13 protein-coding genes and 1 pseudogene are annotated in these 14,871 nt (G+C 61.0%); 6 read left to right on the top strand and 8 right to left on the bottom strand.

Annotated features, from left to right (window positions below; genetic code table 11):
• Positions 1-47: 47 nt before the first annotated feature.
• From KKY_RS12825 to KKY_RS12845, 5 genes are read right to left on the bottom strand one after another with little or no spacing between them, the layout of a single operon-like run.
• Entirely contained in the window at positions 48-911 is an 864-nt protein-coding gene (locus tag KKY_RS12825; protein WP_202945621.1) for an IclR family transcriptional regulator domain-containing protein, read from the bottom strand.
• Positions 911-1,915: a 2Fe-2S iron-sulfur cluster-binding protein gene (locus tag KKY_RS12830; protein WP_014131795.1), complete on the bottom strand. Its 1,005-nt coding sequence runs from the start codon at positions 1,913-1,915 to the stop codon at positions 911-913. The genes KKY_RS12825 and KKY_RS12830 overlap by 1 nt, the downstream gene beginning before the upstream one ends.
• Complete coding sequence (locus tag KKY_RS12835) at positions 1,912-2,871, bottom strand: PdxA family dehydrogenase (protein WP_014131796.1); 960 nt, start codon at positions 2,869-2,871, stop codon at positions 1,912-1,914. Before KKY_RS12835 ends, KKY_RS12830 begins: the two co-directional genes overlap by 4 nt.
• Before the next feature lie 11 nt (positions 2,872-2,882).
• Positions 2,883-3,368, bottom strand: coding sequence for an aromatic-ring-hydroxylating dioxygenase subunit beta (locus tag KKY_RS12840; RefSeq protein ID WP_014131797.1), 486 nt, complete (start codon positions 3,366-3,368; stop codon positions 2,883-2,885).
• The gene (locus KKY_RS12845) at positions 3,365-4,525 is read right to left on the bottom strand and encodes an aromatic ring-hydroxylating oxygenase subunit alpha (protein WP_014131798.1); all 1,161 of its coding nucleotides are present in this window, start codon (positions 4,523-4,525) and stop codon (positions 3,365-3,367) included. Before KKY_RS12845 ends, KKY_RS12840 begins: the two co-directional genes overlap by 4 nt.
• 337 nt (positions 4,526-4,862) lie before the next feature.
• Here KKY_RS12845 and KKY_RS12850 point away from each other — a divergent pair, with 337 nt between their 5' ends.
• The 4 genes from KKY_RS12850 to KKY_RS12865 all read left to right on the top strand — a co-directional run bounded on the left by KKY_RS12850 (position 4,863) and on the right by KKY_RS12865 (position 10,111).
• Entirely contained in the window at positions 4,863-5,426 is a 564-nt protein-coding gene (locus tag KKY_RS12850; protein WP_083824081.1) for an NADPH-dependent FMN reductase, read from the top strand.
• Positions 5,427-5,507: 81 nt separating this feature from the next.
• Positions 5,508-6,899: a hypothetical protein gene (locus KKY_RS12855; RefSeq protein ID WP_014131800.1), complete on the top strand. Its 1,392-nt coding sequence runs from the start codon at positions 5,508-5,510 to the stop codon at positions 6,897-6,899.
• Between the two features lie 176 nt (positions 6,900-7,075).
• Positions 7,076-8,080 (top strand): TAXI family TRAP transporter solute-binding subunit, encoded by a 1,005-nt coding sequence (locus KKY_RS12860; protein ID WP_014131801.1) that lies wholly within the window; start codon positions 7,076-7,078, stop codon positions 8,078-8,080.
• A 117-nt stretch (positions 8,081-8,197) separates the two neighbouring features.
• Positions 8,198-10,111, top strand: a complete 1,914-nt coding sequence (locus KKY_RS12865; RefSeq protein WP_014131802.1) for a TRAP transporter permease — start codon at positions 8,198-8,200, stop codon at positions 10,109-10,111.
• Between the two features lie 102 nt (positions 10,112-10,213).
• On the opposite strand, the gene KKY_RS12870 is transcribed toward KKY_RS12865, so the two are convergent.
• Positions 10,214-11,404: an IS91 family transposase gene (locus KKY_RS12870; RefSeq protein ID WP_041528756.1), complete on the bottom strand. Its 1,191-nt coding sequence runs from the start codon at positions 11,402-11,404 to the stop codon at positions 10,214-10,216.
• A gap of 4 nt (positions 11,405-11,408) precedes the next feature.
• Positions 11,409-12,249: pseudogene (locus tag KKY_RS12875) on the bottom strand (tyrosine-type recombinase/integrase).
• Positions 12,250-12,564: 315 nt separating this feature from the next.
• Here KKY_RS12875 and KKY_RS12880 point away from each other — a divergent pair.
• The gene (locus KKY_RS12880; protein ID WP_014131805.1) at positions 12,565-12,882 is read left to right on the top strand and encodes a hypothetical protein; all 318 of its coding nucleotides are present in this window, start codon (positions 12,565-12,567) and stop codon (positions 12,880-12,882) included.
• Entirely contained in the window at positions 12,882-13,376 is a 495-nt protein-coding gene (locus KKY_RS12885) for a metallophosphoesterase family protein (RefSeq protein WP_014131806.1), read from the top strand. The genes KKY_RS12880 and KKY_RS12885 overlap by 1 nt, the downstream gene beginning before the upstream one ends.
• Before the next feature lie 278 nt (positions 13,377-13,654).
• Here the strand turns inward: KKY_RS12885 and KKY_RS12890 are convergent, their stop codons facing one another.
• On the bottom strand, positions 13,655-13,897 hold the full coding sequence (locus KKY_RS12890) for a hypothetical protein (protein ID WP_014131808.1): 243 nt from the start codon (positions 13,895-13,897) through the stop codon (positions 13,655-13,657).
• Positions 13,898-14,871 lie beyond the last annotated feature (974 nt).

The following is a 14,871-nucleotide window of genomic DNA, read 5'->3' on the forward strand; positions in this document are numbered from 1 at the left end:
GTCTCTCCCCAAGATGATATGGATTCACCGTGCCTTGCGTGCCGAACTCACAAGGAGCGCGACAGAGCCTCGGCGAAGGTGCGCAAGGTCGACAGCATGCGATTGCGCAAATCCTCGACGGTGATGCGCGGTCGTGCTGCGCTCACGCTCATGGCTGCCACGAGCCTCCCGTCGGGATTGAAAACAGGAATGGCCATGCTGACCATGCCCACTTCCAGTTCTTCGTCGGTAAATGCCACCTTGTCGCGACCGGCTGCCCGAATAATCTTTTTGAGTTCGGCTTTGTCGGTCACCGTATGCGCGGTGAGCGCCGTCGGCTCGACCGCGGCGAAATAGGCATCGAGTTCGTCCTCGGTACAGCCCGACAACAAAACCCGCCCGGTCGCCGCGGCATGAGCAGGCAATCGGGTCCCGAGGCGGATTGCCGTAGAGACAATCCGCGCGGCTTCCGCTCGAGCAACGAAGGTCGAGCACCCGTCCTCGAGGATCGACAGCGACACGGACTCCCCTAGCTCCTCGCATGCCGCCTCGAGTTGAGGCTGGGCGAGATGGGGCAGCGAGATGGCGCCGGTATAGGATTGGCCGAGCCGCAACATACGCGGCGTCGGCAAGAAGCGCGGCCCATTTTTCGTGAGATAGCCGAGATCGTGCAAAGTGAGCAGGCAGCGCCGTGCGCTGGCGCGCGAAATGCCGGTCGCGTCCGCAGCGGACGAGACGGTGAGAAAGGTGCGATCCTGGCCGAACAGCTCGATAATGGCGAGCCCCTTGGCCAATCCCGCCATTCCTTCCGGCGCACGTGACGACATCGGCCGACCCTCTTTTCCTGCATTGTCTTCGCTCGCGAGACGCGTACTGGCGAAGCCGTTGGGGGCGCCCCGTCCTCCCGACACCGCGCCATCGAGCTGGTCCATCAGGGCGCCTCGCCCGACGCAACAAAGGCATCGCTGAAAAACCTGTCTTTTGCAAGACCGGCCTTTGCCACGAACTCGAGCCGCGCCGCATCGATCATGACAGGCGCGCCGCAGGCATAGACCTCGACATTGCTCATGTCGGCAATATCCTCGAGAACCGCCTGATGCACGAACCCCGTTCGCCCCTGCCAGTCCTGCGAGGGTGAGGAGATGACCGGTATGAAGGTGATCCAGGAATAAGTCTTCGCCCACTGCTCGGCGACATCGCCCATGTAGAGATCGGCTTCGGTGTTGACGCCCCAATAGAGTTTCAAAGGACGTTCGGCGCCGAGCGCGATCTGGTTCTCAATCAACGACTTTATGGGCGCAAAGCCGGTACCGGTGGCGAGCAGCACGGCGTCCATGCCATCCTCGTCCGACAGGCAGAATTCGCCATAGGGAAGTTCGACCCTGAGGACCGTCCCCTTTTCCATCGTACCGAGCACCTGCTCTGAAAACTTGCCGCCGGGCACATGACGGATATGAAGCTCGATACCATCGTTCTTCTGGGGCGGATTGGCCATGGAATAGTTGCGGCTATCGTCGTCTTCCATCATTACCCGCAAATACTGGCCGGCCCGGAACGGCGCGCGCTGACCGATGGGCAGGCGGACATGAATCACCGCGACGTCCGGCGCCGGCCGCACGATCTTTCGCACCTTGGCATCGAGAATCTTGCGCTGAACCGGCTCGACCTTTTGGATTCGGGCCGGGGTGATCTCGAGATCGCTGAGCGGGCGCGCCTGGCACAGGAGCACCTCCTCCGCCGGACCGGTCTGATGGCCCTGGCCGCGCACCATGGCCTCGCCCGCCGCAATGCCGCCTCGGCAGGACGAGCACACGCCCTTGCGGCAGGAATAGGGAATGGCATAACCGGCCCTGTCGGCGGCATCGAGAACGGTTTCGTCCTCCTCGCAGTCAAAGCCGATATCGTCGTGATCGGTAACCGTAATGCGAAAACTCACTGAATTTCTCCCACAAGTCTGACTGCCGCGACGACCGCATCCGGCGATGCCTGTCCCTTGCCTGCGATGTCGAAGGCGGCACCGTGCCCGACGCTCGAAAAAACCAGCCCGGCCCCAATCGACATCGCCGCCGCACCGCGCCCGGCCAACAGTTTCACCGGAATGTGACCTTGATCGTGGTACATGGCGACGAACGCGTCGTACCCAGCTCGTCCGAGCATGACGTCGGCGCCTTCCGGACCGTGCACGTCGACCCCCTGCGCCCGCAGGCGCTCAAGGGCCGGGACGACGATGCGGTCGTCCTCGTCGCCGAACAGCCCCCCCTCGCCCGCATGGGGATTAATGCCGAAAAGCCCGATGCGGGGGGCGGCGACGCCGAGCCCCTTGAGCGCCAGATCGGCGGCGAGTGTCGCGCGTGCGATCAGGTCCGGGGTCAGCCGGGCGAGGGCTCCGCTGATCCCCTCGTGCAGCGTCACGTGTACGATCCGCAGCCCGCCCCCGATCAGCATGAGAAAGATACTGTCTTCGCCGGTCCCAGCCAGTTCGGACAAAAGGTTTGGATATCCGGAAAACCTTCGCCCGCTCGCATTAACGGCCGTTTCCGAATGCGGAGCGGCCACGATGGCCCGCCCCACGCCTTTTTTTACGAGGGCCACCGCTTGCTCGACATAGGCAATGGTGGCCCGCCCGCTCGCCGCGGTCGGCGTGCCGGGCGTCACCTCGGCCGCGTCGATCCCGGGCACGTCGAAGAGGTCAACACTACCCGACCGACCCCAGCTTTCCGGGTCCGTTTCGATTTCGAAGCCGCCTGCCCGCACAAAAGGGTTCATGAGGTGGCGATCCCCGACGATCACCGGGCGCAACGCTGCGTTTTCGCAAAGGGCGATGGCGGCCTTTGCTGCGACCTCCGGACCGATCCCGTTGGCATCTCCGACGGTGATCAGGACCCGTCCCATTTCGCGGTCCGTCACAGCGGAAAGCCGAGCAGCGTATCGATCCGGTTGCTGTCGAGGACCACGGTGCGCGAGACGATCTTGGCTTCGCCAGCGATGACGCGATAGCGGTCGATGTAGCGCCCGCTCGCGAAGAGATCCGTCGGTCCTTCTCGCGTGATCCGGGCCACCATGAACGCGGTCTCAGAATCCACCTCGTCGCCGTCCACCTCACCAACGAATGGCTGCCCGATCAAATGGCGGTAGGAATGGCGCTCGTAGACATTGGCCTCCAGCAGCGACAGGATCCGGTCGCGCAACATGTCCTTGCTGTCGAGCCAGACCAGACCCGCCTCAAAATTCTGGGCGTAATTGTCCGCGCTTGTGATGGTGTAGAAGCAGTCGTCGACGAAAAAACTCGGCCACGCGGTGCAGTCGCCGTCATCAATCTCTCGAACGTAGCGAGCCTGAGCGGCACTGATCAGCGCGGAAATTTCGGCATGTCGGACATGGGTGCTCATATGCCCATCCTCATTCTGTATTCCGACCAGAACCCGCGAATGGACGCCTCGGTAATCCGATCATCGCCGCCTTCGATCTCCCGGCCGCCCATCTCGAGCACGGCATTGGTGTCGGATGCGCCCTCCGTGCCGCGACGCACAAAACCGCCGATGCAGCCGTCCTCCATCGAGACGTATCCGCCCGGCCCGATGAGATTGGAGAGCTTGTGCCGCGCCCGGCGCTGTTGCGCGGTATCGCCTTCGAACCCGATATAGGTCCATTTGAGGTGCATCTTGTCGGTACCCTTGGGCAAAACCTGACGCACCGCGATGGAATTCTGAATCTGCTGCAGCACGAAACCCGGAAAGACGGTGAGGATTTGCAGGGTGATGTCGTCGTCGAATTCCTTGAAATTGCCGAGAAGCGATTTGTCGGCGAGCTCAAGATCGGATTGCGATCTGATCTTTTGTTCGGAATAGATGTTGTTCGCCGCCTTTTCGGCCTCGGCCGCCTGATCGATCTCGGAATAGCTTACATGGCAGCCCCCATTGGGGCTCACGATGATACCGCCCTTCTGCGACAGCCGGTTCAGCTCGAACGTAGTGAAGAAGGTATGCAAAATGCTCGCGTGATAGCTGTCCTTGGTATTCTCGACATAAAGCTTCCAATTGTTCGGAAGTACCTGCGTGAACCGGCCGAGCACAACGACTTTGCGCCCTTGGAGAACACGCCGGATTCGACCAAGAACCTCCTCGCCGAGATAATCCTCGATATCGTCCACGTCCTCATCGAAGCTTCCAAAGATCAAACCCTCGACATTGGCCACGCGCAGTTTGCGCGGCCCGACCGAATTCATGCAGAAGCTCTTCTCCATGCCGCCCTTGCCGCCGATCCCGTCTTTGAACGCGATTCCGACGAGGTCACCCTGAAGGTTGTGAGTCCAGGCGTGGTAGACGCAGGTGAAATCCTTGACGTTGCCGCGGTCCTCCAGCGCCAGAAGCGAGCCGCGATGCGAACACCGGTTCTCAAAGGCGTAGATCTCCCCGTCGTGATCCCGCGTCACGATGACGGGGGTCTCCCCCACGTGGACGGCGACGAAATCCCCGGCAGACGGCAGCTCAGCCTCAAGGCACAGATAGTTCCAGGTCTCGCCCTGAAACAGTTTCCGGCGCTCCATGTCTCGAACGTCCTCGCGTTGGAATACCCAGTACGGGACGTGAAACCCCCTGTCTTCTTCGGCCCATACGGGCATATCCGCGCCTGCGGACGCTAAATTCTCCATGGCCACATTCCCTCCATCGGCAAAGTCAAATGTTCGAATTTCGAATTTCTGTCGATATTCGGTTTACAATCTTGGGATTTTCGTGTCAAGCAAAGATGGATCGCGCAGAGTGCCGCAAACGGAGGCCGCGCGTTCACGACCACGCACAAGATGTCCCAAAACCCGGCTGGCCTATAGTATTCAGCCGGGTTCAACGTCAGATCGCGGCAGCAATGATTACTAGGAGCGGAAAATGAGTAAGAAGACGGTTCTCTTTGTGTCGGGAAGCAGTCAGGTCGGGTCGTCGATTTGGCGAATGGTAGGAGCGGCCGCAGCGCTCGCCGAACGCGAAATGAGCGACACCATTACTGCGGTGACGCTCAACCTGGCCGATTACGAGATCCCTGCGTTCACCGAGGATACCGCCGCTTCGGTCCCCGACTCCGTTGCGGCGGTCCGCGCGATCGTGGCCGGCGCAGACGCCATCTTCATGAGTTCGGACGAGTATACCGGGGCGTTTTCATCCGTGTTTCGGAACGCGGCCGGCTGGCTCGGTCAGGACGTGGACGGTGCCGGCAATCTGTTCCAAAGCAAACTGATCACCCTGTGCGGCGCGCCGACCGGTGGTGTAGGGGCACTGCGGGGCCATCCAGCACTCCACCAGTTTCTTCTCGAATTGGGCGCGAATGTCTATTCCCAGAAATTCGAACTGGGTTCGACCGCCAAGCTGCTCGGCCCGGACGGAAACCTGTCCCCGACGGTCGAACGCCAATTGCGTGAAGGTGCGTTCGCGAAATTGACCGAAATGCCAGCCTGAGCGCCTCTTTGCATCGAATGCCCCGACCCGCCGTACGCCCTGTCCTCGTAGCGGGCTCGGGGCTGAAGGTGAGGACACCTCATGGATGAAACAACGCGTCCTGCCGTGGTATCCACCCTCGCATCCGCCGCCCTCCTAGCCGGCACCGCGTGCGCCTTTGTCGACCTTCTCACTGACGCGCATCTTTTCGCCGGGTGTGCGATCGCCTTCATCGTCGCCCACATCGTCATGCGATGGAAATATGTGCGCGTCAATGCCAGATTGCTACTGGTGCTCGCCGCCCTGTCAGCCGCAATCCTGATCAGCGTCGGCGGCAGGTTGGACAGTCTGGGCCTGGCGGCCAGCCGGGCTCTCTATCTGCCTGCACTCCTTACGGTCATGACGCTGTTGCGCGTCGCGGCCCTCCGCTCGGACATCGTCGGCACAGCCGCCCGTTTCGCGGTTGATCAGCCCCCGTCGCGGCGCTTCTTCCTTCTGGCGGGCGGAAGCCACATCTTCGGCATCCTGCTCAATCTGGGTGGGCTGCAACTTTTGCTCGGCATTGCGATGGCGGTAAGGGTCCGAAATACCCCATCTCCCGCCATCGCCGAGATGCAGGCGCGTCGAATCACCAACGCCGTGTTACGCGGGTTCGGTGCGACCATCCTATGGTCGCCGGTCGGGCTGGCCATCAATTTGCTAATACCCATAATGCCGAGCTTGGACTATGTGTCCTACCTGCCCTACGGCCTTTTCTCGGCGGTGGTATTCATAGCCCTCGGCTGGATCTTCGATCGGCTCGAACCGGCACCGCGCCGCAGATTCGTGCCCGCTCCCCATGGCGGCGCAGGCCTCGCGATGACCGCCCTGCTCGCGCTGCTTCTCGCCATCACCGGGATTTCCGCCCTCGCCGAAGCCTCGATGGGCGTTCCCATGCGCACCGCCATTCTCATCGTGATCCCCACTATGGCGGTGATCTGGGTCTTCTTGACGGAGCCGTCGCCATTCGCACCGAATTTAAAATCCCTCGCCCGCGACGGATTTCGGGCACTGCCTGAGTCGACAAACGAGATCTGCCTGATCGGATCGAGCGCGTTCCTGGGGCTGACCCTCGTCGAACTGCTTCCCGCCGATCAGCTTCGTGTGCTCGTCGAGCAGATCGCAGTCGGGCCGGGCACGATCGCCTGCGGCATCATTGTGCTGATGACGGTGCTCGGCCAGATCGGCCTTTCGCCGATGATTACCGCCCTCTTGTGCACCGGTGCAGTCGTTGCGGCGGGCATCGACATGCCCGAGACGATGCTCATGCTGGCCGTGATGTGCGGATGGTCCGGCTCGATGCTGCTCTCGCCCTTCGCATCGACACTGGCTGTCGCCATGGGGATGACGGGCAAACTTTCGCGCGAAGTCGGCCTGCACTGGAACGGCCCTTTCGTCCTCGCCTACTACGCCGTCGTTATTGCCGCCTTGCTGATCGCTAATACCTTTTTCTGACATCGCGCCCAATCGAGAACCGGGCAACAATTTCTTGCACGAATTGACAACGGAGTTTCGCCGCTCTTATTATGCGCTATTCGACATGTGTTCGTATAACGAACTCATGTCTGCTCCACCGGAGAGCGGAGGAGTGAAAGCACAGAATTCAACGTGGATAGGGAGGACGTTATCCAATGACTTTTCTAAACTTGAAAACGGCCGCGCTGGGCGCGGCCATGCTGATCACTGCGGCCCCGAGCACCGCGACGGCCGAAATTCTCGTTATGGGCGGCAATCCTGAAGGAAGCCTGTTCTACGCGCAGTCGCAAGCCATTGCCTCTGTCATCGGCCAACATACAGATGATCGCGTGGACGTGCTTCCGCAGTCGCCTACCGTGTTCTTTCCGATGTTCGTCACCGCCGAAGCGGACTTCGGACTGTCCAGCCCGATTGAGGCCGATTTCGCGTATCGCGCCATTGGACCCTATGAGGGCGCACAGGGTGGCGAAGGCTATCCCGTGTCCACGATCATGCTCGGCTCGCCGATCAGCCTGTCGCTCGTCGTGCGCGGCAGCTCCGACATCCACAGCCTTGCCGATCTAGAGGGCCGACGGGTCGTGGTCGATTACGGAGCCTTTGCGGGATCCTCGATCACGGCCGAGGCCGCTCTCGCCAATGCTGGCCTGGGCATCGACGACATCACTGTCGTCAGCGTATCGAGCTACCCCGAAGGCGTCACCGCGGTTATCGAAGGCCGGGCCGACGCAGCCGTCGGCTCGCTGGGAAGCGGCATCCTCCAGCAGCTCAACGCCGCAGAAGGCGCGCGCATTCTTTCGATCGATCCCTCCCCCGAGGCCATTGCCCGGTCCCAGGAGGTCGGGAGCGCATTCGTGCCCATCGAGGTGCCGGCAGGTCCCGTCGGCGTCGATACCGATATCCACGCGCTGAGCTACGCGACCACCCTTTATTCGCGCAGCGATCTTTCCGAAGAAACGGTGACGTCGGTTCTCGACACCTTGTGGGAGCATTCCAGCCAGCTCGAAACCATTCATCCCTCGCTGGCCACATGGACCCAGGACCGCTTCGTCGACACCGCATTCGTCGTGCCGTTTCATCCCGCCGCGATTGAATTCTATCGCGAGAAGGGCGTCTGGACAGACGAACTTGAAGCGCGCCAGGCCGAGCTTCTGGCGCAATAAGCGGTCGTTCCCGGACGCCAGTCCACTTTAGCGCCAGGCGGAGAGTGGCGGCCCAACGCTTCGGGTCGCACCTCTTGTCCGGGGAGCCGCTACCCTTCATTAGGAGGCCAGACACCCGTGCAAGACACAAACAGGGTGCTCAATCGCCCATATCGCTTAATCTCCGAGGTTTTTGCGATCTCACTGCCCATCGCCGCGGTGATCTACTCGCTCCAAGTGCTGCCGCGCTTCGGCATCATCATCTACAAGGAGCAGTATCTCACGCTTTTCATCGCGATCTGCGTTGCGCTCTCGTTTCTCCTGAAGCCTGCAGTCAAGTCTATGACCCGCAACACACCGCCATGGTACGACATCGTCGGCGCAGTGCTTGCCCTGCTCGTGGGCGGGTACATCTTCCTTAATTACGACCAGATCGTGCGCAGCCTCGGCCTGATCACCACCGACAAGGTGATCGTCAGCGTCATCGGCATCGTGCTGCTTCTCGAAGCGGCGCGCCGCCATGTCGGCTGGACCATGGTCAGCGTCGGTCTGCTTGCACTCGCATACGCGTATTTTGGCCACTATCTTTCGGGGATGTTCGAAACGCGGGTGATCCGCTGGGACCGTCTCGTCACCTATAATTACCTTGGCACCGGCGCGATTTTCGGAACGCCCGTGGAGGTCGCCGCGACCATCGTCGCGAGCTTCGTGGTGTTTGGCCAGGTGCTGTTCCTGGTCGGGGGCGGAAGCGCGATCTCGGATTTCGCCTTTGCGCTTATGGGCCGCCGCAAGGGAGGGCCGGCCAAGGTCGCCATCCTCTCAAGCGCCCTCTTCGGCTCGCTTTCGGGCAGCGCCTCGGCCAATGTCGCAACGACGGGCATGCTCACGATTCCCATGATGCGCCGTGTCGGCTATTCCGCAAAGCGCGCCGGGGCTGTCGAGGCTGTGGCATCGACCGGCGGTCTCGTCCTGCCCCCCGTCATGGCAGCGACCGGCTTTCTCATGGCCGAGTTCCTGGCGATCCCCTATAGCGCGGTGGCCATCGCGGCCGCCGTTCCCGCCATCCTGTTTTTCTTCTGCATCTATCTTCAGGTTCACCTCGAATCCGTAAAGACCAGTGTGGCCGGCGCCGACATAGAAGAGTTGCCCGACCTTCGCGATGCGGCCCAGCGCATGATCCCCGTGATCGTGCCCTTCGCCATCCTTCTCTGGACGCTGTTCGGCTGGAACTGGAACCCGGCCGCCTCGGCCTTTACGGCGAGTTTTGCAACGATCGTCATGTCGGTCGTGATCCCCAGCATGCGCCGGCCTCTCAAGGCCTATATCCAGACGTTCGTCGAAGCGGGAAACACCGTCGTGTTTATCGCCATCATGTGTGCCATTGCGGGGATCGTCGTGGGCTGCTTGGGGCTGACGGGTCTCGGGTCGAGCCTGTCGCAGAACCTGATCGCGGTTTCGGGCGGAAGTATCTGGCTTCTGCTGATACTTTCCGCCATCGGCTGCATCGTTCTGGGCATGGGTGTGCCGGTGACGGCGACCTACATCATCCTCGTGATCCTGATCGGCCCTGCGTTTACCCAGCTTGGTGTTAGCACGCTCGGGGCGCACATGTTCATATTCTACTACGGAACATTGTCATTTTTGACGCCACCCGTGTGCCTATCGGTGTTCGTTGCCGCCTCGATCGCACGGTCCGCCCCCATGGCGACGGCGGTCGAAGCCCTTAAGCTCGCAGTCGTCGCCTATATCGTTCCGTTCGCGTTCGTCCTGAACCCGGCCTTCCTGCTGGGCGGCACGCCGGTCGAGAACGGCGCCGCCGTGCTCTCCGGACTGGCCTCGGTCAGCCTGATCTCCGCCGGACTGGTCGGGTTTCTGGTGCAGTGCGTGTCCCTGCCGGTACGCCTCGTCCTCGTTGTCGTCGGGATCGCGAGCTTCTTCGTATCCAACCTGCATCCCGCTCTGGCGTTGGTTCCGGTCCTGATCCTCGGCGCGCTCTATGGGCAGCAAAAGCTGATGGGAGGCGGCACCTCACGCGCCATACTCAACGGTTAGCCGGCATTGAAACTCCAAATGCAGACGGCGCCGGTCATGAGACCGGCGCTGTTTCTTTTTGATTGTTAAGAACACTCGAAGCGCCCGGCCCAGCCTATCGGCTCATGGCGCATTCTCCCGGTTCGTTGCCATCGTATTTGGCGGTCCGCGGGGCTGACGCCCGCGTTCGAAGACCTCGATGACAATCATGGGGCCGCCGCAGCACGGGCATGGCGGGCGAACGTCCGACGGATCTTGTGCTGTGGCGTGATCAGGCGGCGGAACGGCGTTCAGAAGCTCGCGGGCATAGGGGATGTCGACCTTGCGTGCGCTGCCGGCGAGCAGGCCGTAGTGCCGAATGCGGTGGAACCCGCGCGGCAAAACATGCAGCAGAAAGCGTCGGATGAACTCGTTGGCGGCAATGGTCATGACCTGCTGTCGGTCGGCGCCCGAGCAGCGGTAATTCTTGTAGCGGAAAGTGACGCTGGTCTGGTCGAAGGCGATAAGACGGCTGTTCGAGATTGCCACGCGGTGAGTGTAGCGCGAGAGATAGGCGAGAACGGCTTCAGGTCCGGCGAAGGGCGCTTTGGCATAAACCACCCAACGCCTCCTTCGGATCGGCGCAAGGTGGCGCAGGAAGACACGCCGATCGCTGAGATCCGCCCGCTTGCCGAAGAAGACGAGCTTTCCAGCTCCGTGGAGTTCGAGCAGCCGGGTCAAAAACAGGCGCCTGAACAGTACGCCGAGCACCCGCACCGGCAGCAAGAAGGCCGGCCGCGACGATATCCATTGCCCAGCCGGTGTGAGGCCGCCACCGGGCACGATCATGTGGATGTGGGGATGGTGGGTCATGGCCGAGCCCCATGTGTGAAGCACCGCGGTGATGCCGATGCGGGCGCCAAGGTGCTTTGGGTCGCCCGCGATCGTCAACATGGTCTGCGATGCCGCTTTGAACAGCAGGTCGTAGATCAGCGCCTTGTTGTGGAAGGCAATATCGGCGATCTCGGCGGGCAACGTGAACACTACATGGAAGTGGCCGACAGGGAGAAGATTGGCCTGCTGGGCGTCGAGCCAGGCACGCGCTGCGGCGCCCTGGCACCGGGGACAGTGCCGGTTGCGACAAGAGTTATAGGCGATCCGCTGGTGCCCGCAGTCAGAACAGGCTTCAACGTGGCCGCCGAGAGCTGCAGTGCGACAGGTCTCGATCGCCGACATGACCTTGAGCTGCTCCAGGCTCAGATGACCGGCATGGGCAGCGCGATAGGCAGGCCCGGCCGCTCGGAAGATATCGGCGACCTCAATAGTGGCGCGCACCGGCTCAGGGGTCGGGCGACTTGCCTTCCGTCAGCGCCATCAGTCTATCAAGAGGGCCAGCGACCGCGTGGATCGTTCGGGTGGACACCTTGGCGTAGAGCGCGGTCGTCTCGAGCTTGCTGTGCCCGAGCAAGACCTGGATGACGCGGATGTCGGTGCCATCTTCGAGAAGGTGGGTGTCGAAGCTGTGCCGTAATGTATGCGGACTGACACGCTTATGGATCCCGGCCACTTCGGCTGCTTCCTGCACCGCGCGATGCAGCTGTCGTGACGAGATCGGATCCGTGCGGCTACGCCATGGAAACAGCCAGCCATGAGGCAGCATCACGCCGCGCCGCTTTCCTTCGCGCCACCACAGACGCAAAAGCTCCAGCAGTTGCGGCGAGAGCATGGCATTGCGGTCCTTGCGTCCCTTCCCCTGCTCGACACGGATCAACATGCGGGTCGAGTCGATATCGTCGATCTTGAGATGCGCGACCTTGGAGAAACGCAGGCCCGCGCCATAAGCGACCCCCAGTGCGGCCTTGTACTTGATGCCTGGCGCTGCCTCGAGGAGACGTGCGGCTTCTTCCACGCTCAAAACGTCGGGCAGCTTGCGCGGATTACGGGTGTTCACCAAAGTGCGCGACAGATCCCGCCGATTCAGCGTCACCGTGAACAGAAAGCGCAGCGCGGAAACCGTGCTGTTGATCGTCGCCGGACCCACGCCCGAGGAAGGCAGCAAAGTTCCGGACGTGCCGCACATAATCCTGCTGCGTATGGGCACCCAGACCCCGCATCACCATGTCTTGCTGCATGCGCTGGCGCAGCGGTGTGATCGGGGCATTGGTCTGAAACGTCGTCATGGTGAGTTCCTCCTGCTAAAAGGAACTCCATGTTCGGACCACAGCCTCTAGCTGCCCAGAGCCTCAGACAAATCCATCAGGTCTCACCACGCGCGTCTCTCCCGCGAAGCGGGTTCGTGCATGAGGGCGCGAAGCTGACAGCCATTTTAGCTGATTGCAATATCGAGAGCAGCGGGCAACTGGATCGTCAGCAGCTATTCCGACATCCAACTCCATGCCGTCCTAGAGAACCTAAAGCGAGATTGGCTTCGATACCACGTGTGACTTTCATAATCCCGGGGCATCCTCTCCAATCGTCAACGACAGGAGACCTCGATGCCCCGCACCCATGCCGAAACCATGGCCATTGCCGAACTTGCACAGGAGGTCGGCTACGAACACCCGCCCGCCAATCTGGAGCCCACGGGGCTCATGTGCGAAGACCCGACCTGGAACGACCTCGTAAACTTCTTCCGCGAGAACACCGACTCCTGGCAGGACGCCATCCGCGTCTATTGTGCGACCAGATTCGACCACAGCCTCGACCAGGTCACGATGAACGCAAATTCGTGGTTCGTCAGCGTCAGCAAGCGCCTTGAGCTCGACGACGATCCTGAAGCCATCGTGAATTTCAACGAAGGGGGCATGGATTGATGTCGAACACCTTCTTCACGGCCGGCACGCATTTCGGCCACCGCTCGATCCTCTCGATGTGCCGCCGCCCCTTCGAGAGCATCGAAGAGCATGATCAGGCGCTTACCGATAACTGGAATTCAGTCGTCGGACCTGACGACACGGTCTGGCACCTTGGTGATTTCGCGTACCGGTGCTCGCCGCAGCGGACCCGCGAGATCTTCGGCGAATTGAACGGCGTGAAGCATCTTGTGACCGGCAATCACGACTTTAAAAATGAGACCCGCAAGCTGCCGTGGGCATCCCCGACAGAGCTGACCGAAGTCAACCTGGGCGGCCAAATCTACGTTTTGTGTCATTACGGACTCAGGAGCTGGCGCAACATGAGACGCGGCTCGATCCAACTTTTCGGACACTCGCACGGACGTCTCCCGGATACGTCGCAGTGCATCGATGTTGGGGTCGATAATTTCGATTACAGACCCGTGTCGCTGCCGAAATTCGTGCGCGCCTGACCGGCTTGCCCAAGCTGCAGTTCCTCGATGACACGGATGACGAGCCGGAGAAACATTGAGGTTTCGTGTAACGATACGCGAAACCGCAATTTTTGCTGTTTGCGCATTCGATCTGGGGAGCAGTGATTATTACCCACTCGAGCTGGAAAACACGCCTGAGTGGGTAAAAATGAGACATGGTGAACACCCCGTAAATGGGCGTTTAAGCGACGGAGACGTCGCTTAAGTCGTTTAAAACGACACAGACGGGCGTTTTTCGCCGTTTCGCGATTTTCAAGTCATCGAAACTCAACCAGCCTTGCGCTTCTTCCCATCTCAATGATGCTCAAACCACCGAACGCCGGCGGCAGGTCCGGTGGCGGTGTCGGATCGCGTTCGATATCGGGCAAATGGATGCCGCACGCTTTGCGATACTTCTGCGGCTTTCGGCGATCCGTCGTCCATGGACAGTCTGCTGCGAGCAGATTGAGCATTTGCTCCAGACTGGTGTCGGCGCCATATTTCGCCGCCAGGCGCGCCAACCGATATTGTCCCGATCGGCGGCACAGGTTGCACTGCACGCGGCATACGACCCACGGGTAATCGATGATGAGGACCGGTTTCGATTTCATGCCCTAAAAATAGAACGAAACCGGAACATGGACAAGCGTCGAGAATTGGACCGGAAATCCGTTTACTTGAGATGGATCGCGCCCTTGATTCTTGACAGGCCGTCCCAATCCCGTCCCAGCGCCGAATTTCCACTGGGACGGCCTCACGGCCATCTCAAAAACTTCAGCATTTCCTGGGGTTTTGCTGGTGCCGGCAGCAGGACTTGAACCAGCGACCCTCTGATTACAAATCAGATGCTTGAGACAAAGAGACTTTGGAGGATGATGGGTGTAACTGGGATTGAACCAGGACCCCTGCCGTGTGAACGCATTGTTGGGTCGTCTGCGCGCCCCGCGAGTCTGGGCTATCCGATTGTTTCCAACACTCTTTTTGGTCTCCCTGTTCCCGCCCGCTACCGGTCGTGACCGTCTATTCGTACCGAAACCGGGGCTATTCGTAACATTCGTACCAGCCCGATTACGATGCGGCAGCCCTCTTCTGATACTCGACGTGGCAGTGGCCGTAGGTGGTCTCGACCATGGCTTCCGTCATCCCCAAGTAGTAAGCCACCTCTGCCGTTGGAACGCCAGCCAGGAGCATCAAGGTCGCCCGTGTGTGCCGCAGGATATGAGGGGTCGGCATGGTCTCGCGCATCGATCCATCGACGTCCCTGCGATCTAGGCCCGCATGGCGCGCAGCCGTCGCAAAGGATTGGTCGATCCGATCGATGCTTCTTCCGATCGGCCTGGCGCCATTCCTCAAGCATCGGGAATAGACGGTCATGGATTCGACACGCGGTCTCCCGCTTCCGCGTCTTAGGTTCGCCTGGACCGGATCGGTGGCACGTGCGGGTCGTCATGTCGAAATAGCCATGCATGTCACCTCGGCTCCAGCGTTGTCGCAG

Origin of the sequence: Pelagibacterium halotolerans B2 (assembly GCF_000230555.1) — a bacterium.
GTDB lineage: Bacteria > Pseudomonadota > Alphaproteobacteria > Rhizobiales > Devosiaceae > Pelagibacterium > Pelagibacterium halotolerans.

What these genes read in the sequence shown, in the direction of transcription:
- KKY_RS12880 (WP_014131805.1), top strand. Translation starts at nt 12,565, where the DNA reads ATGCCCCGCACCCATGCCGAAACCATGGCCATTGCCGAACTTGCACAG.
- KKY_RS12860 (WP_014131801.1), top strand. Translation starts at nt 7,076, where the DNA reads ATGACTTTTCTAAACTTGAAAACGGCCGCGCTGGGCGCGGCCATGCTG.
- KKY_RS12825 (WP_202945621.1), bottom strand. Translation starts at nt 911, where the DNA reads ATGGACCAGCTCGATGGCGCGGTGTCGGGAGGACGGGGCGCCCCCAAC.
- KKY_RS12840 (WP_014131797.1), bottom strand. Translation starts at nt 3,368, where the DNA reads ATGAGCACCCATGTCCGACATGCCGAAATTTCCGCGCTGATCAGTGCC.
- KKY_RS12855 (WP_014131800.1), top strand. Translation starts at nt 5,508, where the DNA reads ATGGATGAAACAACGCGTCCTGCCGTGGTATCCACCCTCGCATCCGCC.
- KKY_RS12845 (WP_014131798.1), bottom strand. Translation starts at nt 4,525, where the DNA reads ATGGAGCGCCGGAAACTGTTTCAGGGCGAGACCTGGAACTATCTGTGC.
- KKY_RS12850 (WP_083824081.1), top strand. Translation starts at nt 4,863, where the DNA reads ATGAGTAAGAAGACGGTTCTCTTTGTGTCGGGAAGCAGTCAGGTCGGG.
- KKY_RS12885 (WP_014131806.1), top strand. Translation starts at nt 12,882, where the DNA reads ATGTCGAACACCTTCTTCACGGCCGGCACGCATTTCGGCCACCGCTCG.
- KKY_RS12835 (WP_014131796.1), bottom strand. Translation starts at nt 2,871, where the DNA reads ATGGGACGGGTCCTGATCACCGTCGGAGATGCCAACGGGATCGGTCCG.